General features: G+C 52.6%; 19 protein-coding genes. 8 read left to right on the top strand and 11 right to left on the bottom strand.

The genetic code is table 11. The features are described 5' to 3' along the window. Genes prfA through Ga0123461_RS10415 form a run of 3 tightly spaced genes read right to left on the bottom strand, consistent with a single transcriptional unit; the run spans position 1 to position 2,832 of the window. Positions 1 to 1,074 carry a peptide chain release factor 1 gene (gene prfA / locus Ga0123461_RS10425; protein ID WP_100278276.1) on the bottom strand — a complete coding sequence of 358 codons (1,074 nt, stop codon included), beginning with the start codon at positions 1,072 to 1,074 and terminating at the stop codon, positions 1 to 3. Next, positions 1,055 to 2,371 (bottom strand): glutamyl-tRNA reductase, encoded by a 1,317-nt coding sequence (gene hemA, locus Ga0123461_RS10420; RefSeq protein WP_100278275.1) that lies wholly within the window; start codon positions 2,369 to 2,371, stop codon positions 1,055 to 1,057. The genes prfA and hemA overlap by 20 nt, the downstream gene beginning before the upstream one ends. An 11-nt stretch (positions 2,372 to 2,382) precedes the next feature. Further along, positions 2,383 to 2,832 (bottom strand): hypothetical protein, encoded by a 450-nt coding sequence (locus tag Ga0123461_RS10415; protein WP_100278274.1) that lies wholly within the window; start codon positions 2,830 to 2,832, stop codon positions 2,383 to 2,385. Positions 2,833 to 2,944: 112 nt separating this feature from the next. Here Ga0123461_RS10415 and Ga0123461_RS10410 point away from each other — a divergent pair, with 112 nt between their 5' ends. Continuing rightward, positions 2,945 to 3,874, top strand: a complete 930-nt coding sequence (locus tag Ga0123461_RS10410) for a M23 family metallopeptidase (protein WP_232710163.1) — start codon at positions 2,945 to 2,947, stop codon at positions 3,872 to 3,874. A 230-nt stretch (positions 3,875 to 4,104) separates the two neighbouring features. On the opposite strand, the gene Ga0123461_RS10405 is transcribed toward Ga0123461_RS10410, so the two are convergent. Beyond that, on the bottom strand, positions 4,105 to 6,375 hold the full coding sequence (locus Ga0123461_RS10405; RefSeq protein WP_100278796.1) for an NADP-dependent malic enzyme: 2,271 nt from the start codon (positions 6,373 to 6,375) through the stop codon (positions 4,105 to 4,107). A gap of 84 nt (positions 6,376 to 6,459) precedes the next feature. On the opposite strand from Ga0123461_RS10405, the gene Ga0123461_RS10400 reads away from it, so the two are divergent. Beyond that, on the top strand, positions 6,460 to 7,362 hold the full coding sequence (locus tag Ga0123461_RS10400; RefSeq protein ID WP_232710448.1) for a ketopantoate reductase family protein: 903 nt from the start codon (positions 6,460 to 6,462) through the stop codon (positions 7,360 to 7,362). Positions 7,363 to 7,395: 33 nt separating this feature from the next. Here the strand turns inward: Ga0123461_RS10400 and Ga0123461_RS10395 are convergent, their stop codons facing one another. Next, positions 7,396 to 7,674 carry a BolA family protein gene (locus Ga0123461_RS10395; protein WP_100278272.1) on the bottom strand — a complete coding sequence of 93 codons (279 nt, stop codon included), beginning with the start codon at positions 7,672 to 7,674 and terminating at the stop codon, positions 7,396 to 7,398. Then, the gene (yhbY, locus tag Ga0123461_RS10390) at positions 7,671 to 7,949 is read right to left on the bottom strand and encodes a ribosome assembly RNA-binding protein YhbY (protein ID WP_100278271.1); all 279 of its coding nucleotides are present in this window, start codon (positions 7,947 to 7,949) and stop codon (positions 7,671 to 7,673) included. The genes Ga0123461_RS10395 and yhbY overlap by 4 nt, the downstream gene beginning before the upstream one ends. A gap of 208 nt (positions 7,950 to 8,157) precedes the next feature. Here yhbY and Ga0123461_RS10385 point away from each other — a divergent pair, with 208 nt between their 5' ends. The 5 genes from Ga0123461_RS10385 (at position 8,158) to hisS (ending at position 14,107) form a co-directional block, all read left to right on the top strand. Next, complete coding sequence (locus Ga0123461_RS10385) at positions 8,158 to 9,066, top strand: GGDEF domain-containing protein (protein ID WP_232710161.1); 909 nt, start codon at positions 8,158 to 8,160, stop codon at positions 9,064 to 9,066. Between the two features lie 63 nt (positions 9,067 to 9,129). Then, positions 9,130 to 10,629, top strand: coding sequence for an adenylate/guanylate cyclase domain-containing protein (locus Ga0123461_RS10380; protein WP_232710160.1), 1,500 nt, complete (start codon positions 9,130 to 9,132; stop codon positions 10,627 to 10,629). Between the two features lie 148 nt (positions 10,630 to 10,777). After that, positions 10,778 to 11,761, top strand: coding sequence for a hypothetical protein (locus Ga0123461_RS10375; RefSeq protein ID WP_157819313.1), 984 nt, complete (start codon positions 10,778 to 10,780; stop codon positions 11,759 to 11,761). A gap of 1 nt (position 11,762) precedes the next feature. Next, positions 11,763 to 12,863 (top strand): flavodoxin-dependent (E)-4-hydroxy-3-methylbut-2-enyl-diphosphate synthase, encoded by a 1,101-nt coding sequence (gene ispG, locus Ga0123461_RS10370; protein WP_100278269.1) that lies wholly within the window; start codon positions 11,763 to 11,765, stop codon positions 12,861 to 12,863. Positions 12,864 to 12,865: 2 nt separating this feature from the next. Then, positions 12,866 to 14,107 (top strand): histidine--tRNA ligase, encoded by a 1,242-nt coding sequence (hisS, locus tag Ga0123461_RS10365; RefSeq protein WP_100278268.1) that lies wholly within the window; start codon positions 12,866 to 12,868, stop codon positions 14,105 to 14,107. 114 nt (positions 14,108 to 14,221) lie between these two features. Here hisS and Ga0123461_RS10360 read toward each other — a convergent pair whose 3' ends face one another. Next, the gene (locus tag Ga0123461_RS10360; protein ID WP_100278267.1) at positions 14,222 to 14,863 is read right to left on the bottom strand and encodes a LuxR C-terminal-related transcriptional regulator; all 642 of its coding nucleotides are present in this window, start codon (positions 14,861 to 14,863) and stop codon (positions 14,222 to 14,224) included. A gap of 455 nt (positions 14,864 to 15,318) precedes the next feature. Here Ga0123461_RS10360 and Ga0123461_RS10355 point away from each other — a divergent pair, with 455 nt between their 5' ends. Further along, the gene (locus tag Ga0123461_RS10355; protein ID WP_198507063.1) at positions 15,319 to 17,238 is read left to right on the top strand and encodes a hybrid sensor histidine kinase/response regulator; all 1,920 of its coding nucleotides are present in this window, start codon (positions 15,319 to 15,321) and stop codon (positions 17,236 to 17,238) included. Positions 17,239 to 17,300: 62 nt separating this feature from the next. Here Ga0123461_RS10355 and Ga0123461_RS10350 read toward each other — a convergent pair whose 3' ends face one another. From Ga0123461_RS10350 to Ga0123461_RS10335, 4 genes are all read right to left on the bottom strand, one after another. Next, entirely contained in the window at positions 17,301 to 20,144 is a 2,844-nt protein-coding gene (locus Ga0123461_RS10350) for an EAL domain-containing protein (protein WP_100278265.1), read from the bottom strand. A 272-nt stretch (positions 20,145 to 20,416) separates the two neighbouring features. Continuing rightward, positions 20,417 to 21,358 carry a PLP-dependent cysteine synthase family protein gene (locus Ga0123461_RS10345; RefSeq protein WP_100278793.1) on the bottom strand — a complete coding sequence of 314 codons (942 nt, stop codon included), beginning with the start codon at positions 21,356 to 21,358 and terminating at the stop codon, positions 20,417 to 20,419. A gap of 83 nt (positions 21,359 to 21,441) precedes the next feature. Then, entirely contained in the window at positions 21,442 to 22,356 is a 915-nt protein-coding gene (gene gluQRS, locus Ga0123461_RS10340; protein WP_100278264.1) for a tRNA glutamyl-Q(34) synthetase GluQRS, read from the bottom strand. A gap of 6 nt (positions 22,357 to 22,362) precedes the next feature. Beyond that, positions 22,363 to 24,216 carry a cation:proton antiporter domain-containing protein gene (locus Ga0123461_RS10335; RefSeq protein WP_100278263.1) on the bottom strand — a complete coding sequence of 618 codons (1,854 nt, stop codon included), beginning with the start codon at positions 24,214 to 24,216 and terminating at the stop codon, positions 22,363 to 22,365. Positions 24,217 to 24,369 lie beyond the last annotated feature (153 nt).

Genomic DNA, 24,369 nt, shown 5'->3' with positions numbered 1-24,369 from the left:
TTATGTGCTCTGGGCTGCGAGCAGTTCCGCCTGGTGATAGGTGATAATCGCATCAATTAACTCGCCCATATCCCCCCCCAGTATCTGATCCAGTTTATACAGGGTGAGATTGATGCGGTGGTCGGTAATGCGCCCCTGCGGGAAGTTGTAGGTGCGAATGCGTTCGGAACGATCGCCGGAGCCGACCATGCCCTTGCGAGCCTCAGCCCTTACAGCATTTACTTCGGACTGCTCTTTGTCATAGATGCGTGCCTGCAGCACCTTCATCGCCTGCGCCTTGTTTTTATGCTGGCTGGCCTGATCCTGGCAGGTGACCACGATGCCGGTCGGATCATGGGTGATGCGAACAGCTGATTCGGTTTTATTCACATGCTGGCCACCTGCGCCGGAAGCGCGGTAGACATCAATGCGGATATCCTCTGGACGGATATTGACCTCTACCTCTTCAGCAACAGGTAGGATGGCAACAGTGCAGGCTGAGGTATGGATGCGTCCGCCGGATTCGGTTTCCGGCACGCGCTGAACACGATGGACGCCGGATTCAAATTTAAAGCGGGAGAAAACACCGTCGCCGGTAATTTGCGCGACGATCTCCTTGTAGCCGCCGATCTCTGTATCGTTAGCTGAGAGAACCTCTACCTTAAACCCCTGTGTTTCAGCATAACGGCTGTACATGCGGAACAGACTTGCAGCAAACAGCGCTGCCTCATCACCGCCTGTGCCTGCCCTGATCTCTAGGATGATATCGCGGGCATCGTTCGGGTCTTTGGGTAGAAGCAGAATGGAGAGCTTCTCATCGCTCTCTTTCATGGCTTGCTTCAACTCGAGGATTTCAGCCTGGGCCAGCTCTTTAAGCTCGGGGTCGCAATCGGCATCTGCGATCATCTCCCGGTTATCCGCCAGCTGCTGCTTTAGTTTCAGGTAGCGTTCCGCCTCATCTGCAACAGGCATGATTTCGGAATACTCGCGAGAGAGTTTGATGAAGCGCTGGTTGTCGGATGAAACGTCGGGGTCAGAGAGCAGGATGCCAATCTCTTCGCGGCGGTGAAGGATATTATCCAGACGATTGTTCATTCTTCCCCTTCGTGCGGGTGAGGGTGGATGGTGTCGATTCCAGGTCAAACAGGCGCGTGGCCGCTCCCATCAGCAGGTCCCCCTCAATATCATCAGGCAGGCTTTTCAGCGCCTGCATGGTTGGATGCATATAGCGCTTCATCAGTGCCTTGCTGAAGCGCTCCACTGCCTCAATCTGGGCTTGATCAAAATCTTTCAGGTAACGCTGCGCTTTCTCCATCTCTTCAATGCGGCGCAACTCCATCTGTTGCTGAATACTGCGAATAAGAGGTACCGACTCGAGCGATTTCAGCCATGAGAGGAAGGAGATTGCTTCCTCTTCGAGTATGTCACGTGCCTGCTCCGCTTCGTGCTCGCGGTGCTGTACATTGCCCTGCACAACCTGTTGCAGGTCATCAATATCATAGAGGTAGGCGCCATCGATATCGCCAATGCGCGGGTCGATGTCGCGAGGTACAGCGATGTCGACAAGAAACATCGGGCGTCCTTTGCGTTTTTTCATTGCAGCCTGAACAGTCTCAGGCAGGAGGACGAAGGTGCTGGCACCGGTACTTGAGAGCACAATGTCGGCAGCATCAAGATAGTCAGGCAGCTGATCGAGTGTAAGTGCATGCCCTTCAAACTCGATGGCAAGATTCTGTGCCCGCTCCAGGGTACGGTTGGCAACCAAGATGTCGGTGCAGCCGTTGCCCCTGAGATGGCGAGCTGCAAGCTCGGCCATTTCACCTGCGCCCATGAGAAGCACTGTTTTTCCGGCCAGATCGCCGAATATGTGACGGGCAAGCTCTACGGCGCAGGAGGAGATATTTACCGCCTGTTTACCGATCCCTGTCTCGCTGCGTGCCCGTTTGGCAGCAGCAAAGGTGGATTGGTAAAGCCTGTGCAGCACATGTCCTGCCGAGCCGGAAGTAAGGGCATGTTCATAGGAGGTTTTAACCTGTCCGAGAATCTGAGGCTCACCGAGCACAAGAGAGTCCAGGCCTGAAGCCACGCTGAAAAGATGGCGGATCGCTTCATCTGTTGTGTAGGAGTAGAGATGTTCACGCACCTGCTCCAGACCCATCGCGGCCTTTTCGGCAAACCACTCGTGCACGGCGGCAATAGCCGCATCGGGGTCGTGGGTGACGACAGTCATCTCAACGCGGTTACAGGTGGAGAGCAGTGCCGCCTCCCGAATGGCAGGGTGATTGATGCGCTGCTGCAGGATCTCGGGGATATCCGTCTCCTGAACAGCCAGACGCTCCCGCAGCTCTACAGGGGCAGTTTTATGATTCAGTCCGATATGACAGATGCGCATGGGGCGAAAGCTTAGCGGTTTGAAGAATCAGGGTACAGGTCGCCGTTTTCCAGCATCTCAAGCGGCTGTGGCTGTGTAAGTCCTGTATCCGAATAGAGCAGGGCATCAATTCTGCCCAGATGGCCGAGATCAAGCACAAGGCAGCAACCGGGAGCAGCACCTGTGCGTGTTTCATAAAGGCTGCTGAGCTTGCTGATCAGTTGAGGGTTCGGCTGTTCACTCTGGCTGGCGGAGAGATAAATGCCGATCAATTTGGGACCGACATTATCGGAGTGTGTCAATTCGACAGTGTCACTATTGACAAATTCCGTGACAGGAATGGCTGATTCTATCATATTCCCGGCGCCTGCAAGCAAGCCGCTGCAAGAATCCGGGTCTGAAATCAGGGCTTCGTGAAGAAGCTGTTGCATACAGTGGCGTTGAATAAAGAGCTCTTGTTCGGGTGTAATCGAAGGATTCATCGGGTAAGGATAAAAGCTTCGAGCATGCAGTCAATTGAGATGCTTCTCATTGGCCAGTGCGACGTTAGTGAGCAGGTGCAGAAAAGGTGATCTTGAAAGGCATGGAGGCTTTTTGCTGAAGCTTAAGAAATCAACGACAGGACGGATATTTGGTCTTGTGGCCAGCCGGAATATTGCCATTGGCGGCATGGTCCTGGCCTCTGCCGCACTGCTGTTTGGTGGCTGGGGTGTTTACAGTGTGCTGCAGACAAGTCAGCTGACGCTGGCCCTTAAGCAGACGCAGGTTGCACTGGATTATGCCCAGTTGAACAAGACTCAGGCACTGGCTGATCTGCAGCGGAAGCTGGATGCCGACCAGCAGAAGATGGCTCTCTATGCACGCACGCTGGGTCAGATGCAGGCTCGTATCTCCCGTCTCGACCAGTTGGGCAGCAAGCTTGTGGACGTGGCTTCACTGGATAGATCCGCATTTGATTTCGGACTTGAGCCCGCATTCGGTGGCCCTCGCGAACAGAACTCTGATCTGATGAATGTTGAAGCTGGCCTGCATGAGACGATGCAGCATCTGGACGGTCGCCTGCATCAGCTGGGCGCTCAGCTTACCGCAGTCGATTATATACTTGAGAAAAAAAGCAGCGCCAAAAGTGCCAGGCCGCATGCATGGCCGACCGAGGGCGGCTGGATAAGCTCGCGTTTCGGCGCGCGCATCGACCCGTTCACAGGCAACCCTGCCCAGCATAATGGTGTGGATATCGCCAACAGGTATGGTGCTCCCGTTCTCGCCGCAAGCCGTGGTGTTGTGATCTTTGCTGGTAAAATGCCGGACTACGGTTATGTCGTAGATATTGAGCATGGCCATGGGTTCAAAACGCGTTATGGCCACATGGGCAGCACGGCGGTCAATATCGGTGATATTGTGAAGCACAACCAGCTGCTCGGGCGTATCGGTTCAACCGGCCACTCCACAGGTCCGCACCTGCATTATGAGGTTCGCCGCTACGATAAAGTGGTTAATCCTCGTTCTTTCCTGCCTCGCGGCTGAATACTTACTAAGCATTCATAAAAAAAAAGCGGCTCATCGCAAGGTGTGGTCGTTTTTTTTGTTTCAGGCGAGAATGGCGGATTAGCAAAAGTGCCCTACACTCACTTAAACTGAATGGCTGCTTTCGAAGGCCAAAAGAAGACACTCGTTACGCTTTTTCAGTAAATAAAAAAAGGCGACCATATCTTCCGGGTGGGTCGCCTTTTTGTTTGTATCAAGGATGCTGAAGCTTAGGATCCATCAGCTTCGCGAGCTGCTGCAATCGCAGCCATATGGACGATGTCATCAACGCTGGCGCCGGTTTGCAGTACATGTGCCTGGTAGGGCAGGCCCAGCAGGATCGGACCGATAGCCGTTCCGCCTCCGAGTTCACGCAGCAATTTGTAGGAGATGTTGCCTGCCTGCATGGTCGGGAAGACCAGTACATTGGCCGGCTCTTTCAGTTTGCTGAATGGATACTGTTTCATGATGACATCATTTACAGCCGTATCGGCCTGCATTTCACCATCGATGGTCAGATCAGGGCGGGACTCATGCAGGATGCGTGTTGCCTCCGCGACCTTGCGTGTCTCCGGATGATCCACACTGCCGAAGTTTGAGAACGAGAGCATGCCTACGCGCGCTTCACAGCCAAGAGAGACTGCTGTTTCAGCTGCCAGCTCTGCCAGTCGAGCCAGCTCTTCTGCGTTCATCTCCACATTCACGGTACAGTCGGCCATGAAGTAGGCGCCGTTCTCCATGATCATGATATACATGCCATATACGTGGTGATGTTTGCCGCCGGTGTCGTGTCCGAGAACCTTCAACAGCGGACGCAGTACTGTTGGGTAGTGGGCGGTGCGGCCGGAGAGCATGCCCTCAGCAAAGCCCTGGCGCACCAGCATGGAGCCGAAGATGTTGATGTCCCCGCGCAGCGTTTTGGCGGCATCCTCACGCAGAATGCCGTTGCGTTTACGGTCGAAGTAGTAGGCATCGGCAAGGCTGGAGAATCGTGAGTCCTCAACCAGCGGATCAATGATCTCAATGCCATCGATATCCAGTAGTGCTGATTTGCATAGTTCAGCCATCTGCGCCTTGCGGCCGATCAGGATCGGGGTGGCGATGCCGAGCTCTTTCATTTCGATTGCAGCACGTACGATGGTTTCATCCTCCCCTTCTGGTAGTACCAGACGAATCGGATTGGCTTTGGCCTTATCCATGATCATGCGCATAAACAGCCGCGAGCTGTCGATGCGGCAGGCCAGCTCCTGAGCATAGGCTGCAGGGTCCAGCAGTGGTTTGCGCGCCACACCTGTTTCGGTGGCTGCCTTGGCGACAGCTACGGGAACCACCTCGATCAGACGTGGGTCAAACGGTTTTGGCAGGATGTATTCAGGGCCGAAACGCAGCTCTTTGACGCCATAAGCCCTGAGCACCGAAGCGGGCACATCCTGACGGGCAAGTTCAGCCAGCGCATATACAGCGGCAAGTTTCATCTCCTCATTGAATGCGGTGGCTCTGGCATCGAGAGCGCCGCGGAAGAGGAACGGGAATCCCAGAACATTGTTGACCTGATTCGGGTGATCGGAGCGGCCTGTGGCCATGATCAAATCCTTGCGGGCACTCATGGCAAGATCGTAATCAATCTCCGGGTCGGGGTTGGCCATGGCAAAGACGATCGGTTTGTCCGCCATCGACTGCAGCATCTCCACTGTCACCATATTGCCTTGTGAGAGGCCGACAAATGCATCCGCACCGTTCATGGCTTCTTCCAGCGTACGTTCAGCCCTTTCACTGGCAAAATATGCCTTATGCGGCGGCATGTTTTCATCGCTGCCTTTGAAAATGACGCCTTTACGGTCGAGGAAGAGGATGTTTTCGCGTTTGGCACCCAGTTGCTCGATCAGCTTCATGCAGGCGAAACCTGCAGCGCCGGCGCCGAGGCAGACGATTTTCACATCTTCAATGGCCTTGCCCTGCAGGATAAGCGCATTGATGAATGCTGCTGCCGTGATCACGGCTGTGCCGTGCTGGTCATCATGCAGGACCGGAATGTTCATCCGCTTCTTGAGCTCTTCCTCAATGATGAAGCACTCAGGAGCCTTGATGTCTTCAAGGTTGATGCCGCCGAAGGTGGGCTCCATGCGTGCCACGGTATCGATAAATTTCTGCGGATCCAGTTCATCCAGTTCGATATCGAAGACATCAATGTCGGCAAAACGTTTGAATAGTACACCCTTGCCTTCCATTACAGGTTTGCCGGCCAGTGCACCGATATTGCCCAGCCCGAGCACCGCAGTGCCGTTGCTGATGACGCCGACAAGATTGGCGCGTGATGTGTATTCGTCTGCCAGTTCAGGGTTCTCCGCAATAGCCAGGCAGGGTTCGGCCACGCCGGGGCTGTATGCCAGAGCCAGGTCGCGCTGGGTCAGGCACGGCTTGGTCGGTTTGACACAGATTTTTCCGGGAGTCGGCGAGCGATGATACTCTAACGCTTCTTTTTTCATCGCTTCTTTTGGCATGGTGGGCTCCTGTGGTGTAATCTCATCGCGGGCCGCAATCATAGCGTTTGAAAAGGCCGTGGTCATGGAGGGAGTTTGAAAGTTGTGTTTGCAGGTGCAGGGGCAGTCGGCTGTCACTATGGCAGCAGGTTGCAACAGGCTGGCGATGAGGTTCTCTTTCTGGCGCGGGGCAAGCACCTGAGTGCCATGCAGCAGCATGGCCTGCTGCATGAGTCCGAAGGTGAAGTGCTGTGCCTGACTGTTCAGGCTACAGATGATCCGGCTGTCGTTTGTGATGCGGATGTAGTGATTTTCAGCTGTAAAATGACATCGCTCAGGAAAATGATTCAAAGCATGGATGGAAAAGTCAGCCCGGACAGTCTGCTTATCACGATGCAGAATGGCGTAGAGGCACCGGAGTGGGTTGCATCTGCATTTCCTGAGCATGCAGTTGCCGCAGCGACGGCTTTTATTGGGGCAAGGCTTGAAGGGTCCGGGCATGTCGTTCACTCAGCGGCCGGAGGAGTCAGGCTGGGCTTGTGGCAGGTAGGAGCTGGATCGAAGCATCTGCGGGCGCTGGTTGAACAGTTCAATGCAGGCGGGGTGCCGGCTCGAATGGATGGAGATCCCGCGGCCATGCTGTGGCGGAAACTGCTCTGGAATACAGGGTTTAATGCAATCACTGCGATCACGAGGCGCTTTGCAAGCCAGATGTGTGAGTTTGATGAGACGCTGGCCATTGTCTCTGATGCCATGCAGGAGACCGTCGCCGTGGCGCAGGCAGAAGGCATTGCTATTGGAGAGTCGGATATTTATTCCCATATTGATGTGACACGCCGGATGGGTCCCGTCAAAACAAGCATGTGGCAGGATATCGAGGCGGGCCATCGAACTGAGGTGGACTATCTCAATGGTCTGGTTGTGAGCAGGGGCGAGAAACATGGTATTGGTACGCCGGTGAACCGAATGCTTGTCTCGCTTGTGCATGCAATAGAGGTGCAGTCATAGCGTCTGACGGCTTGTTGGGCTCGGGTGAGTCGTTTATAGCTGTGTGGATTCGGTTCCTTCAGCTTTGATGCTTGCAGCATGAATGGTGGTGGGAAACAGCGGTTTTAAAGCCTGCATTACCTTCCTGTGCCGAAGTATTCGCGACAAGCCATTGAGTTCACTGGCTTTGATCTGGATCAGGAAGTGCCCGCCCCCACTCTCCCTGACGCCGGCATGGCCGGCATGTTTCCACGATTCATCTTCAATTTGGATGAATTCAGGGTGAAATTTGTCCTCGAGAAGTTGGCGGATGGCTTCGCTGGCTTGACTCAAGAATCGCCTTTCCGTTTGCGATAAAGGGTGCAGGTTTTACCGATAGCGGTGACAATTTCCGACCCTGTTTTGGCAGCAACTGCTTGGCCTGCCTCCTTGCGGGCATCGCGGTCATCTATTGCGATATGAACCTTAATCAGCTCATGTATCTCAAGCGCAAGTTCTGTCTCCTGAATCAGGTTCTCAGTAACACCTTTCTGACCGATTCTGATGACTGGTTTCAGGTGGTGGGCTTCACTTTTCAGTGCTTTGATCTCTTTGTTGGTTAGTGCCATGTATAATCTCCGACGGCGGATACTATGGTTTGTTTTCAGATATGAAAGTCAATGTATTGAAACCGCTAGCTGAAGCAATTGCAAGCTCAAGAAATGTGTTGCCAATGGTGTCGAGAAGGGGTCTGGAAATGTTGTGAGGCACGCTTCTATTTCTTCGTATTCTGGTTAGGGTCGCTGCTGTTGATTTGGCTATACGGAGGAGAAAAGCATGAACGACGGCGCGGAGAAACCCCATAGCGTAGTCATCCTTGGCGGTGGTTCTGGCGGCTTGGCTATGCTCGAGATGCTGATGGAAGAGGATCTGGTCTCTGTGGATGGCATTGTGGATACCGATGAGATGGCTCCAGGGCTGGTTGCAGCCAGAGAGTACGGTGTTTCTACTTTTAGTGAAATTGAATTGGCGTTGCTTACGGTCAAGCCTGAGTTGGCATTCAATGTGACGGGTAGTGATGTGGTCCAGACAAAGGCATCGCAAGTCCTGGGGGTCGGCGGCGTTATCGGTGGCTTTGAGGCGAAGATTATTCTTCGCATCATTAACAACATGAGGAAGGCAAAAGAGGAGCTCCATTTCCAGGCCAGCCGCGACCTTTTGACTGGCCTCTACAATCGACGATATATGATGGATCAGCTGCACCAGGGTGTTTCTCTGGCCATCCGCTACCAGCATCCTTTAGCACTTGTGATGATTGACTTGGATCACTTTAAGCAGGTCAATGATGTGTATGGGCATGCTGCGGGCGATCAGGTGCTGGTCCACATGGCCGAAAAGCTCAGGGAGCGAGTGCGTGATGCTGATGTTCCCGGCAGGTGGGGAGGAGAGGAGTTTATTGTTCTGCTTCCACATACCAGTTTGGAAGGTGCCAAAAAAGCGGCGGATCAATGGCTTTGTCACTTGAATTCAGACCCTGTTCAACTGGAGGGTGGGGATGTTGTTTCTGTCACCTTCTCGGCGGGCATAGCCATGCTTGATGGGGATGAGAAGGTTGATGTAAATGACGCTGTTAAACGCCTTCTTCATGTTGCGGATGGGCGAATGTATATGGCCAAGAGTCAGGGTCGAAACCGGGTGATTGTGGAAGGTTCGGTGCCCGATGATGTGTTGGCCGGCAGTGGTTGAGATGCAGTTGATCGTCCTGTTTTTCAGCGTTGCTCCAGAAAGCGGTTTGGATAGAGTAGAGCAGTGAAAAAGGAAGAGTTGATCGCGCAGGAAAACCATCAGGATCAAGCTGATTCTCAAGCTGAGCCAACCGTAAAGTTTGCACCGCGCATTCCGATTCGCTGGCGCTGGACCATGCTTGTCGGATTTACCGTGGCGTTGGCAGTCGTCGTTCTTTTTTTTGTTATCCTTGATATTGAGCGCGATGCATGGCTTGAAAGCCAGGCGGCGCAGGCGGAGTTGCAGGTTGACCGTCTGGCCGATGAGTTGAAGCTACCGATGCTCTCAGGCAGCAGTGCGGAGACCGATCTTGTGGTGCAGGGATTCCTGGAAAAGGTACCGACCGTGATGGGGGTGCTGCTTAAAAAAGCGGATGGAATTACGCGCGGCTACGGTGATGTTGGCGACGCAAAGGCTCTGGCAGCAGCAATGGCTGCGGACAATAAGGTTGTTCGGCTTCCGGTTGTTGCACTCTGGTATGCCAAGCGCGTGGTTTATGCCGATACAGCTCTAGGAAATATTGCAGTGCGTTTTTCTGAACAGGCGTGGGCGGATATTGCCAGTCAGCTGGTCAAACAGATTCTCATGGCAGCTCTGGCGGTTGTGCTGCTGTCGGCCCTCTGGGTCTACTGGCTGGCTGGAAAAATGAGTCAGCGACTAGAGATGCTGGCCAATGCTGCCCGGCAAGTTGCCTCCGGCGATTACCATGTGAAGATGCGGGTGCGCGGCAATGATGAGATCTCTGATGCCATTTCGCAGTTTAATGAGATGGCCCGAGAACTGGCGCACAAGGAAGAGATGCGCAGGGTGTTTGAGCGCTACCTTAATCCGAAACTGGTGACAGATGTGTTTGAGGGAGGCTCGGTTAAAATGGAGAACCACCGCCAGGAGGTCTCCGTCCTGTTTGCCGACATGGTGCACTTCACCTCATTTTCCGAATCTACCGAAACCGAAGAGGTGGTTAATATCCTCAATACCCACTTTGAGGTGTTTCACAGGATTATCGCCTATTATGGCGGCCATGTGGATAAATATATCGGCGATGCCGTAATGGCCGTGTTTAATCATCCGTTTGCCGACAAAGATCACGCTAGGCATGCTGCCAAGGCAGGACTTGCTATTGCGATCGTCTGCAAGGAACTTGGCGTGATACGTTCGGATGGTGAACCTATCGCATTCAGGATCGGGCTGAACTGTGGCCAGGCAATTGCCGGAAATATTGGCGCAGCCAGGCGTCTGGAGTACACCGTGATTGGTGATGCAGTGAACGTCGCATCGCGTATGAGCGGGGTGGGTCTCGGTGGGGAACTGGTCATGTCACGCTCAACCTATGAGTTCCTTGGTGATGGTTTTATGTTCGACAGTATCGGGGAGAAGGACATCAAGGGTGTGAGCCTGGAGCTTGAGCTGGGTGTGGTGACTGTGGAGAGTGAGCAGGTTAAGCGAAACATTGAACATGTGGTCGATCTGGCATTTAACCTGAATCTTCCAGAAGAAATACGAACTATGGAAGGAGATATCTGAATTGTTATTGCGCATTCTGATCGCTGGACTACTGCTTCTCCCTCTAGCTTCCTGTACGACAAACGGAAAGTCATTCGACACCAGTGTCAGTTTCCCCATGATCAGCTCGTATGCTGGAATTAAGCGGGATTTTGAAGCTGGAAGGATCATGAAGGCTAGAGCGGGTGTGCTTGAGCTGAAGAGGGGTCACCGTGATTACGCTGCAGCTTACAAGCTTCTGAAGCAGAAGATCGAGCCGGCACGCCGCCGTATTTATGTTCACTACCTTCGCGTCGCCAAGGCGTATGAGAAACAGGAGGTGTGGTATAAAGCGATGGAGGCTTATGCGGACGCGAAAGCTGTCACCATCAAGCCTGATCTCATGGAGATGAAGCGGGCCGAGATGGAACTGAAAATGCGGCAGCTGAGGCTCGATCGCCTGCTGGCCCAGCGACGCAGTGAGGATGCGGTGTGGATGCAGCACCTTACGGCCTATAATCCGCCCAAAGGGGTGGATCCGCAAGATGAAGCTTTTCTCCATCAGCAGAAAGGTTTCAATGATTTTCTCGCTGAGCGTGCAGACACTGCCTTCGATGAAGCCAAGCGTTACCTGCGCAATAAGCAGCCGGAGATCGCTTATATTGAGATCGAGTCCCATCTGCGCCTTCAGCCCGATTCCGAAAGCGGCATGAAGCTGCTTGCCGAAATCAGGGAGCAGTTGCCGAAGGAGCTGGAGCTTTCCAAGCTTGATTCTCCAAAAAGTAAATCAAGCCAGCCCGAGATCAAGGGTGTTTCTCCGCATCAGCCGGTCACTGCTGAACAGATCAAGGAGGCGATTCGCAAAGACCGGTTGCTTGAAGCCAGGCAGATGCTGAACAGTTACCGCCGTAGCGGAGGTGCAGGAGCCAGCCGCCTTTCAGCCCAGCTTAACAAACGAATTTCGACTCGCGCAGGCAATCTTTTTGGCAGCGGTAGTTACGCCTTCCGCCATGAGCAGCTGGATGAAGCAATCAAATACTGGAGTGAGGCCGTGGCGTTGATGCCGGGCAGGTCGGACTATGCCGACGCGCTGCATCGTGCCCGCCAGCTTAAAGAGCGGCTGAATCTTCTGCGCAAGCAGAAGGACAGCGATCCAGTACCTGAAGAGGAGTAAGATGCGGGATCAGATCGTACAATCCAGAAGAAAAACTAGGGCAGTTCATGTTGGCAGTGTGCAGGTAGGCGGTGATGCGCCGATTGCCGTGCAGTCGATGACCAATACGCTGACCACCGATATTGATGCCACGGTAGCCCAGGTTCACCGCCTAGAGCAGGCCGGTGCCGATATCGTGCGAATTTCGGTTCCTGATCCTGAGTCAGCCGCAGCGATGCCCGAGATTATTGCACAGACATCAGTGCCGATCATCGCCGATATCCACTTCAGTTATAAAATGGCGCTGGCTTCACTTGATGCGGGTGTGCATGGATTGCGCCTGAATCCCGGTAACATTGGTTCACGCGACCGCGTCGAGCGTGTTGTAAAGGCAGCAGCTGAGCGCGGCATCTCAATCCGTATCGGGGTGAACGCCGGATCGCTCGAGAAAGAGCTGAATGAGAAGTATGGCGAGCCGTGTGCTGATGCGATGGTTGAGTCGGCACTGCGTCATATCCATATTCTCGAAGAGATGAATTTCTCTGATATTAAAGTGTCACTTAAAGCGAGTAACATTCCCATGACAGTGGCCGCCTATAGAAAGCTGGCTGCGCAGGTCGATTATCCGCTGCACCTGGGAATCACGGAGTCAGGTAGCCTGTTTGGCGGTACGGTTAAATCATCCGTGGGGTTGGGCCTGCTGCTGGCTGATGGCATCGGTGATACCATTCGCGTCTCACTGGCGGCTGAACCTGAAGAGGAGGTTCGCGTCGGTTTTGAGATTCTCAAATCACTCGGCCTTCGCCATCGCGGCGTCAACCTGATCGCCTGCCCAAGTTGCGCTCGCCAGAAATTTAATGTGATCCAGACTGTGGCGGAACTGGAGAAGCGGGTGGCGCATATCCATGAGAATATTGATGTCGCTGTGATCGGCTGCGTGGTGAACGGGCCGGGTGAAGCGAAAGAGGCCGAGGTTGGTATTACCGGAGGTTATCCGGTGCACATGCTCTACCGTGATGGCGAGAAATCAGAAAAGATTAAACAGGATCAGATCCTCGATATTCTGGTTGAAGATATCGAGAGGCGGGCTGCGGAAAAAAGGGCCGAGCAGGAAAAGGAATAACAATGAGTGGAAAAAGTTTACAGAGTATTCGCGGCATCCACGATGGCCTGCCAGCTGAGGTGCGGCTTTGGCAGCGAGTAGAGGCTGCAGCACATGAAACGTTTGCAACCTACGCCTGTTCCGAGGTGCGCATGCCAATATTGGAGCCGACCGAGCTGTTTAAACGCTCTATTGGTGAGGCGACCGATATTGTATCCAAAGAGATGTACAGCTTTGAAGATCAGGGCGGAGATAATATCTGTCTGCGTCCGGAAGGAACTGCCGGTGCGGTGCGTGCCTATCTACAGGGTGGTTTGACCCGTGCGGGTGCTCAGCGCTGGTATTATATCGGCCCTATGTTTCGTCGTGAGCGGCCGCAGAAGGGGCGTTTAAGGCAGTTTCAGCAGATCGGCATGGAGATGTTTGGAGTGCAGGGGCCGCTTGAGGATATTGAAGTGCTGGCGATGGCCCACTCATTCTTGTCCGAGCTGGGGATTGCAGGCCTTAGGCTTGAGATCAATTCGCTGGGTTGTCAGGAGTGCAGGCCGGGTTACCGCAACAGACTGGTTGAGTATCTGAAAGCAAAAAAAGAGCAGCTTTGTGTAACCTGTAATGAGCGTATAGCCAAGAACCCGATGCGTGTTCTTGATTGTAAGGTGGCCTCCTGTCAGGCGGCGCTGACCGATGCACCGGAGATGGTGCATCACCTTTGCGAAGGGTGCGAGTCTCACTTCGATGGCCTGAAGCAGGGGTTGGCTGCATTGGGTGTGCCGTATCAGATCAATGCCCGCATTGTACGCGGTTTGGATTACTATAATCGCACCGCTTTTGAGTTTGTTACCGACAAGTTGGGCGCGCAGGGCACGGTTCTGGCCGGAGGCCGTTATGACGGTCTGGTTGAGAGCCTTGGTGGCCCGGCCACCCCTGCCATCGGTTTCGCGGCAGGACTGGAGCGGTTGGCGATGCTGCTGGATGATCGTGAAGAGGGTGGTCCAGATGTTGCTGTCGTTGCGCTCGGTTCAGAGGTGGTGAACTACTCGCTTATGCAGGCTGCAGGTCTACGGGCTGCAGGGCTCTCTGTTGTGCATTGCGGAGGCGGAGCGGCTAAACGCCAGTTTAAGATGGCTGATCGTGAATCGGTCCGTTTTGTTGCTGTGATTGGTGGTGACGAGATGCAAGCAGGTAAGATTGCACTGAAGGATATGGCCAGTGGCGAACAGCAGTTGCTGGCACTCGATGAGGTTGTGCGGGTAGTTTCCGCCTGAGTTTCCCGGGAAGGGGAAAATAGGAAAAAGGCCGCAAATGCGGCCTTTTTTAGTGATTGTTCATGTGCTTCTCAGCATGCTCTCCGGATCAGCTCTAATGATAAGCGAGCCCTGCTAAGGGAGTATGAATTTGTGGCGGATCGCCAAGAGTGTAAGTTGGCCCAAATCATTAACAGCCAGTTTTTTCTTGATTCGGGTATAATGATTGGCAACTGTCTTTTTGCTGATGAGCAACCTGCTAGCACAGCTGACGGTGTCTTGACCTTTTAGTATCAATAGCAGCACCGTTTTTTCCCTTGGCGAAAGCAGATCAAATGGATTGGAGACATTACGATAAGGCACCTCTGCGATAGCCTGTGTCAGGCTGGGTTCAATGAACTGCCTGCCTGCTGCAACTGTTTGTATGGCCTCTATGAACAATGGCGGGTCTGCTTCCATCGAAAGCACCCCTTTGGCACCATTATTAATCGCTTCATTAACAAACGAATAGTGCTCCTGCCAAATAAGAACCAGAATATTTACCTTTGGATGACGTTTGGCAATCTGACGGATGCAATCAATACAGCTGTGTGTACCAGAAGTGATGTCCATGATAATCAAATCGGTTTCGCGGGTGCTACAAGCCTTATAGCAGCTTGGCGGTGAGCATTTTACTTGAGGCATCAGGCTGAAGCCCTGTTCTTTATTCAGCAGGCAAAGCAAACCATGACGAATCAGGCTTGATTCACTGATAAGCTGAATATGATACCTCTCCATTTGACCCCCCCCCCCCCCCGATTTGATTGCAACCACCTAAAAATAATATGAATTAAACGAACATTATGCGTAATTCAAATAACTATATGAAGTCATTCAAAGGAGAAGAGGAGTTTCTCCTATATTATTAGAGGGCAGGATGGTCTATTAATAACGAAGTCGTTGGAGAGGAAATGTGTGCTATATACTTGATTTAACTAATATTTCTGCGTGAAAACATGAGTGCAGAAGGGCTAGCCAATAACAAGCCGGCTATGATGTTGGGGTTACTCGTGGCTGGCGTTTTGCTGGTGATGGCGTGGACCCATCACTCGGGGCAGCAACTCTTAGAGAGTAAAACACTGCTGGTTGATAAGATCATGCAGCTCAGGTTGGTGCTGTCGCAATCCCACTACCTGATTCATGAAGAGACAGAGGTATCCCAGTCACCTTTAGATAGAGATTTTGTAGCCTCATTGGTAGGTAAAATTAATGAGAGTGCTTCTTTTTTGTATGGTGAGAAGGCACATATGGGGCGAGTTTCCGGATATGTCTCTGAGAGCCCTCTGTCACATGACTCCATTAACAGGCTGAAGCTGAGTCTTGCAGATCTGTCCGGTTACCTTGATAAGAACCATGCCATTTTAAATCGGGATGCCGATGAAGACTTCGCGCATGATCATCTGTTTTCGAGTGTAGAAGCTATTGCCAACCGCATTGATGAACAAGTGCATGAAGGTGTTTCCATTAGTATAGAGCAACAGCGCGATATTTTTATTGTGTTGTTTGGGATGAGCGGATTTGGATTTGGAGCTCTGCTTTTACTGCTAAGACGAAGCAATCAATCACAGGCTTTGGCGCTGCAGCAGGCCACGAAGCTTGCGCAGGCACTGGAGCGTTCCGGAGAGGCTGCAATTATCGCCAATAGGGGTGGTGTTATAGAGTTTGTAAATGATGCCTTCTGCCGGATGACGGGGTACTCAGCGCAGGAGACGCTTGGCAACAAACCATCCATGATAAGTAGCGGTAAGCAGAACAGACCATTTTATGAAAACCTGTGGGGCACGATTACCCGTGGAGAGGTTTGGAGTGGTGAACTAATTAACCGAAAAAAAGATGGTTCACTGTATCCGGCACTCATGACGATAGCGCCAATCTTTGATTCCGCAGGCGTGATTACGCACTTTGTAGCGAATCAGCGCGATATGAGTGAATACAAGGAGCTGGAAAAACACCTCTTTCAGGCACAAAAGTTGGAGGCAGTTGGAACACTTGCCGGCGGTATGGCCCATGATTTCAATAATGCTCTCACGGCAATTTCTGGGAACATATATCTGTTGCAGCAGTCACCTGATGATCAGCAAAAGGTGCTTAAGCGCACATCGGTAATTCAGGAGGTTTGCGATAAGGCTGCTTCCCATATACGGCAAATATTGAGTTATGCTCGTAATGATGCGGTGTTGATGAATTCTGTAGAGCTGAACCACTGTATTCAAAATGCATGTAATATGGCCAGCTCAATGATTCCTGCCACAATAACACTCGAATGCATCTCTTATGAGAAAGAGCTGTATGTGTATTGGAATGAAACACAGGTTGAGCAGATTTTGATCAATCTTATCAACAATGCCCGTCATGCACTAAAAGGTGTTGAGAGCCCGAGAATTACGCTGGAAGTCAGGATAATTGATAACAGTGAGTCTATCATGCGTTTAAATCACCAGATGACAGATGAAAAATATATCTGTCTTTCCATTAAAGATAATGGCAGTGGCATGCCAAAAGAGGTGATGGACAAGATTTTTGAACCTTTCTTTACCACAAAGATTGCCGATGAAGGAACCGGACTTGGCCTTTCCATGGCTTATGGTGCCATTAAACAAGTCGGAGGCTTACTGTCTGTAAGCAGCGAAGTCGGGAAGGGATCAGAGTTTAAGATTTGCCTCCCCATTGATTTTAAGACACAAACTGAAATGGTGATTGAAGCTGAAGAGATATGTGCAGGTAATGGAGAAACCATACTTATTGCAGATGATGAAAAGCATCTGCTGCTACCGCATAGCGAGATTATCGGCTCTTTTGGCTACAATGTTCTTATTGCCAATGATGGTCTGGAAGCTGTGGAGATGTTTGATAGGCACGCCGATGAAATCAGCGTCGTGATTCTGGATTTGGTGATGCCGGGCTTAACAGGCATGAAGGCAGCAAGGCAGATTCTGAAAAAGAGATCCGACGCAAAGATTATTCTCTCTACTGGTTATGATATGCAAGAGGCTCTGGATGGTGATACCAATACGATCAATGCACCTGTCATTTATAAACCATACAAACCTGCGATCATGAGTCAGCTAATCCATGAGCAGGTCAAGAAGCGGATCATTCGATTTAACGCATAACACAAAAAACAGCGGGCCGCATTCGAGGCCCTTTATTTGTGATGTGACGATTTCAACAGTGATCAGCTTTGTGGCAGTTGTGCCTCGAACTGCTCAATCGGTACCGGCCTGCCGAACAGATATCCCTGATAGTGAGTGCAACCACAGCTCATGAGGAGTTGTCGTTGCTCTTCGGTCTCCACCCCTTCGGCAATGGCATCCAGCTCCATGCTATGTGCCATGGCAATGATGGTGCCTACAATCGCTTTGTCGCTCTGATCTGTTGCGAGGTCGCGTACAAAAGACTGGTCGATCTTGAGCTGATCAAGCGGCAACTTCTTGAGATATTGCAGGGATGAATAACCGGTGCCGAAGTCATCCAGTGAGAAGTGGATGCCGATCTCATTCAACTCATTCATTTTGGCAATGGTTTCTTCAATGTTCTCATGCAACATGCTTTCGGTCAGCTCCAGCTTGAGTCGCGTCGGTTTAATAGCATGGCGTTGCATGGCTTCCTGCACTTGAGCCACGAAATCAGCCTGGTGGAATTGCTTAGCGCTCACATTCACCGCCAGAACAAGGTTGCTTCTGCGGGTATCTTGCTCCCATCTCTTGATCTGGGCACAAGCAGTATCCAGTACCCATTGCCCTATGGGTAGAATCAGTCCGGTCTCTTCCGCCAGCGGAATGAACTGCAGGGGGGAGACTAAGCCACGCTCCGGGTGCATCCAGCGAATCAATACCTCTGCTCCAAGTGGTCGGCTATAATTATCCACCTGGATTTGGTAATGTAGCTGGAATTGCTGCTTCTCAAGTGCGGTGTGCAATTCGCTTTCGATAGCTGCACGGGTGTTGATCTCCCTCTGCATCTCAGGGTCGAAGAAGCGCATGGTATTGCGGCCGGCTTTCTTGGCCTGATACATGGCAATATCGGCATGTTTGAAGAGCTCATCCATTTCCAGTGTGCTGGAGTCGAATAGGGCTGCACCGATACTGGGGGTGCTGCGACACTCCTTCGATGCAAGCTGGTAAGGCTGGCTGAGCGTGGCGAGAATTTTCTCGCCAACGGCTTCCGTTTGCGCTGCGGCTTCCATGGGTTGACTGCTCAGATCCTCCAGCAACACTACAAACTCATCACCGCCCAAGCGGGCTACAGTATCATTTTCACGCACGCAGGAGAGTAGACGCAGGGCAACCTGTTGCAGCAGCAGGTCACCGATATTATGGCCGAGGGTGTCGTTGAGGTTCTTAAAATTATCCAGGTCGATGAACAGCAGTGCACCTTCCTTGGTGCTACGCCTACTTGAAGCCAATGCCTGCCTGAGCCTCTCACGCAGGGAGCGTCGGTTGAGGAGGTTGGTGAGGGGGTCATAGAGCGCCAGATTTTTAATCTCCTCCTCTGCCGCCTTGCGCTCAGTGATGTCGATGTGTGATCCGACATAGTGGGTGACGTTGCCATTTTCACCCGTAACGGCCGAGATGCTGAGCCACTTGGGGTATATATCACCATTTTTTCGACGGTCCCAGATTTCACCCTGCCATGAGCCCGTGCGGTTGATGGAGTCCCACATTGCGGCATAAAAGGCCGCATCGTGGCGGCCAGACTTAAGTATTTTCGGTGTCTGCCCCACTATCTCCTCGGCCGTATAGCCGGTGCACTCGGTAAATGCATTATTGACCCTCAGGACCATACCATTGGCATCGGTGATCATCAGGCTTTCCTGCGACTCGAAAGCAGTGGCGGCGATATGAAGTTCAGTCTCGGTTTCTTTGCGTTCGGTGATGTCATGAATGATCGAAAAAAACAAACTCTTTCCGTTGTGGTTTACCGTTGAAATGCGCGCTTCTACCGTGCGCACGCTACCATCAGCCAGACGATGCTCTAAGACAAACTCGCTCTTCTCTCCAGCAATGGCTAGCTGTCTAAGTGGATGGATTAATGACTCAGGTTGCGCATTGATCTGGCTTACGTTCATGCCACGCAAAGTTTTCAGTGGGTAGCCATAAAACTCGGCTGCGGAAGGGTTTGCATCAACGATGCTGCCGGATTGATGATCAATCAGTAGCATGATGTCATTGTGCCGTTCGAATAACTGGCTAAAACGCGCTTCGCTTTCCAATAATTCGGACTCCGTGCGTTTACGCTCGGTGATGTCGCGCAACATTGCGGTGCATGTTATTCCATGTTCTGTGCTTAGCTTTGATATGGTGGCATCAGCAGAAAAAAGTGTGCCGTCTTTACGCCGGGCCTGAACCTCACGGCAACCGTGCATGGGGCGCCGCGTGTCCTCCCCTGCTATAAATTCGCGAATGTGATTCTGGTGAGTCTTGGTGGCTGTTTCGGGAAGAAGTATATCCAAAGGCTTGCCGAGTACCTCATCGGCCCTGTATCCGAAAGCCCTCTCTGCCCCCTTATTGAATATCTGGATAGATTGATCCTGGCTTACAGAGATGATCGCATCACGCGTGATGTCCAGAACGCCGGCAAAGTGTGCTTCTCTCTCCCGCAAAGCTTCAGTCGTTGCCATGTAATCTTGCAGGCGCGCATTGTCCTGTTGCATGGTGCGATAGGAGGCCCAGTGCTTGATGGTATGGATCAGCTGGGGCGGATTCACCGGCTTTTCAAGATAATCTGCAGCACCCTCATGCAGAGCGGCGATGGCATTCTCTTTATTGGCGTGAGCTGAGATCATGATGGCCGGGCAGGTAGGGAAGTGATGGCGAATATATTTCAGAATATCGAGGCCGGATTTCTCCTTGAGCACAACATCCAGCAGGGCAACATCAATGGAGCTATCCATAAGGTTGATGGCTTGGTCGTAGCTCTCTGCCTCGATAATCTGAAAGCCCGCATCTTCCAGCATGATCCGGGAAGTGCTCCGCATGGTCTGTTCATCATCGACGATAAGAAGTTTACCCTGACTCACACTTTCCCTCTTGAGCGTTCGCAATTTGGTTTCCAGACAGTTTGCCCATTACTTTGAATGGGGCTGCGCCATGCTTTTCACCTTATCCTGTCTTGGCGGTTTCATATCGACATGGAATAAAACCAGATGATGTTCTTTAGTGTAGTCCAAGTTCTAGATATATGGGAGTTTTAACAAACAAGTAAATATAAGCAAGCGGATTGCGATGCATTGCCCTTGGGGACAAATGGCAGAGCTAAATGAGGGGCCGAAAGCCTGTTGTTATTTGAGGATTAGATTCCCTCGGCGTAGGTGACGCGGTCGCTACCGGCAAAGACCGGCGTGGAGAGGTATTTCTCACCACCGTCTGGGAAGATGGCGACGATCTCGCCCGGCTGGTTCTGCTCAGCAAGATTTTCCGCAACCTTCAGGGCAGCAGCGAGCGCGCAGCCACACGACTGGCCACAGAGTATGCCCTCTTCAGAGGCCAGTCGCTGGGTGAAGCTATAGGCCACGTCGGTGTCGATGCCGATCTTCTGATCATAAACCGTTGGATCGTAAACGCCTGGTACGATGCTCGACTCGATATGTTTCAAGCCCTCGATGCCGTGGAACGGGGAGTCTGGTTCGGCGGCGATAATCTGGATGTTGTTGTTCATCCGTTTCAGGTGACGGCCAGTGCCGACCAGTGTGCCCGAGGTTCCCATCGAGGCGACGAAGTGGGTGACTTTGCCTTCGGTGTCGCGCCAGATCTCCGGGCCCGTCGACTCTTCGTGGGCGCGAGGATTGGATGGATTGTTGTACTGATCCGGTTTGAAATAGTGGTCGGGATTCTCTTCATAAATTTTACGTGCATCGAGGATGGAGCCATCCGAACCTTCAAGCGGGTCAGAGAAGATCAACTCGGCACCAAAGGCGCGGCAGATGCGTTTGCGTTCATCCGATACATTGCCCGGCATCACCAGGCGTACTTTAAAGCCCATGCTCGCACCGATCATCGCTAGTGCGATGCCGGTATTGCCGCTGGTTGAGTCGAGAATCACCTTGGTCTTGTCCAGTTGGCCGGTTTTCAACCCTTCCCGGATCATCCACAAGGCGGGGCGATCCTTGACCGAACCGCCGGGGTTGAAACGCTCAAGCTTGGCATGGATGCGAATATTACCGGGCAGATGGCTGGTGATATGCTGTATCGTTGCCATGGGCGTATTGCCAATCAAATCTAATATTGAGTTCAAAATATCACCTTGGTCATCTGTTATGAGCTGGTTATGAAAGGGTTGATCCGTCGCCTTCAATAGCGGCCAATGATGGCATGGAATCAGCTGTTGCCAAGCAGGCGCAGGATTTCACTGTCCTGAGTCGAGTCGCTCTCCTGTTCAAATGGCCAGATCGGCTCTGGCAGATTAAGCAGAAAGGCGCCCAGTTTTTCAGGGCAGAGACCAATCTGACGCAGGCTGGAAAGTGTGGTTGCACTATTGCGCTTGGCAAGCCGTTCGCCCTCTGTTGTTTTAAGAAGCTTATGATGGATGTAGGTCGGTTCGGGCAGGCCAAGCAGCACTTGAAGCAGGCGATGAATGCCTGTGCTGGGCTCAAGATCCTGGCCGCGAATGATGTGGCTGATGCCCTGAATGGCATCATCAACAACAACCGAGAGGTGGTAGCTGAAGGAGATGTCCTTGCGCCCGATCACTACATCGTGATCGATATCGGCAGAGTGCATGCCCCCATCATCATCGCGCCAGTGGAGAGGTGAATTGGTCTTTAACAGGGCCTTTTGAATGTCCAGGCGCCATGCAAACGGGTACCTCTCCATGCGTCGGGCCTGCTCTCCACTGGAGAGATCGCGGCAGATGCCAGGATACAGGCTGGAGCCATCCTCAGCATGCGGAGCTAAAGCTATGTGCTCCATCTCCCGCTGTATGCTTTTGCGGGTGCAGAAACAGGGGTAGATCACTCCTAGGCCTCTCAGCCGGTGGATGGCGGCTCGATAGTCGTCAAGGTGCCTGCTCTGCACGCGCACCGGTTCCGGCCACTTCAGTCCCAGCCACTGCAGGTCCTCTATCATGGAGTCGATAAATTGCGGCTTGCAGCGGGTGTGATCGATATCCTCGATTCTGAGCAGCAGTTCAGCGTCGTGCTGTTTTGCCCACTGTTCGCACAACAGGGCGGAATATGCGTTGCCGACATGTAGCAGCCCGGTCGGGCTGGGGGCAAACCTTGTGCGGCATAGCATTAGAAATCAGCTTTCTGTGATCTTGATCGATGAAGGTGGAAGGATCAGCGCCTGCCCCTCTTCCATGCGTTCGGGGCGCAGCAGCATTTTGATCTCATCGCCTTCGGTAAATTTTAGGTCATCGTAAGGGATCATGGTTTTGCCATCGCGTACGATAGCTATTGGCTGTACGCCATGTGGGATGCGCACGTCAGCCATCCTCTCATTGATTAGCAGTGAGTCCGGTTCAATGTAGCGTGATTCGTAAAGCAGCCGTTTTCGGTAGGCCTGATCATTCCAGTAGGTAAAGTTGTAGGGCTTGGCAAAGATCCTTCGAGCCTGCAGTTGATGAATCAGATTGGCATGTTTCTCTGCCCCATCCTCCTGCAACGCGACATAGATCTCCGGGGTATGGAAGGTTTCACTGGCCAGTCGTGCAATCAGCAGGTTGTGATCGGATGAGCCGGTCAAAACGATGACAACACCGATCTCTTCGGCATGAATGATCTCCCAGTAAAGCGGATCCAGTGCATTGCCGCATATGGCGTTATAACCGGAGTGCTTCAGGCTGGTGATCACCTCTGCATTGAGGTCGAGGAAGCGGACTTCCCGATCCTCACCCAGGGCACGCCCGAGTTCAGCACCGATCTGACCGCCACCAATAATCAGCACCGAGCGGTCATCGCCCCCGTCAATGGAGAGCATTGTCTTTAAGGGTCTGGCCAGCAGGCTATACCCCATAACTGAGATGATAATAATGATATAGACCAGCGCCACCAGCATTTCACTCTGTGTATTGCCGTTCTCCTTCAGGATCAGGGCAAACAGTGATGTAATACCTGCAGCCACTACGCCTCGCGGTGCCATGCCAGAGAGATAAAGGCTTTCGTTTAGGGTGAGGTGACTGCCAAAGGTTGAGAACAGTACTGCCAGAGGGCGCGCATAACAGGCGAGGATCGCGAAGATCAGCAGTCCCGGATAGAGATATTCCCTCATTACACCCAGATTCATGTTGGCGGCCAACAGTACAAACAGCACCGAAATCAAAAGCATCGACAGGCTGCCCTTGAAGTGTTTGAGCCGCTGGATGTCATGGACCTCCATGCGTTGCAGGGTGGCTCCCATCATCAGTACGGCCAGAAGGCCCGCCTGCGAACTGATGCTGTCGGAAAGCAGGAAAACGCCCCACGCCGAAGAGAGGGTCAGGATGGTTCGTACTTCGACATCCTTGGACCAGCTGCTGGAGAGCAACATAGCCAGCAGGCGGCCGCCCGCCAGGCCGATGAAAAAGCCAACAGCGATTTTAAGCAGGATATCCTCTGCAATGAGTGCGCCGGACATGTCGGGTGTCAGCGCCACCTGCAGGAATACGATGGCCAGAATCGCGCCGACCACGTCGATCAACATCGCTTCTGCTGTCAAAACGTGACTTATATTTCGCCCCAGTCGCATCTGGCGGATAATCGGCAGGATTACAGTTGGTCCGCCCACCGAAACCAGTGCGCCGAACAGCAGCGCCAGCGGCCAGTCGATACCGGTAACCATATGTGCGATTGTAGATCCGATTGAAATGGTCAGTAGCGGGCCGAAGATAACCATGCGCCCGACTACCCAGCCGTTGGCGCGCAACTCCTTCAGGTTGAGGCTTAACCCTCCCTCAAAGAGGATAATGGCAAGACCCAGTTCAATCAGCGTGTGCAAGGCACCTTCCATGGACTCCACATGCATGGCATGCAGGCCAAAGGGGCCCAGCGCCATGCCGGCAAGCAGCCAGAGCAGGATCGGCGGGAAGCGGAAGCGGTTGGCCAGCATCTGGGCTGCCGTAGCGATCAGTACGGCAATAACAAATGTGGTGGTAGGCGTAGCAGTTTCAGGAAACATCGCCAAAAATGCTGCCGTTGTGTGCTCGGGCGGGCAAGTTAAGTTTTTACCCTTACGCTATCTAGGGCGATGAATTGTTTATCCTGCATGCTTCCAGCCCGCTCTGGTGTTATCATGCCGCGCTGCTGTTTTGCAGCAGTTATGTGAGGTGTC

Origin of the sequence: Mariprofundus aestuarium (assembly GCF_002795805.1) — a bacterium.
Taxonomy (GTDB): Bacteria; Pseudomonadota; Zetaproteobacteria; order Mariprofundales; family Mariprofundaceae; genus Mariprofundus; species Mariprofundus aestuarium.
Note: the sequence above shows the minus strand (reverse complement) of the source record. Positions and strands in the feature narration are given on the sequence as shown.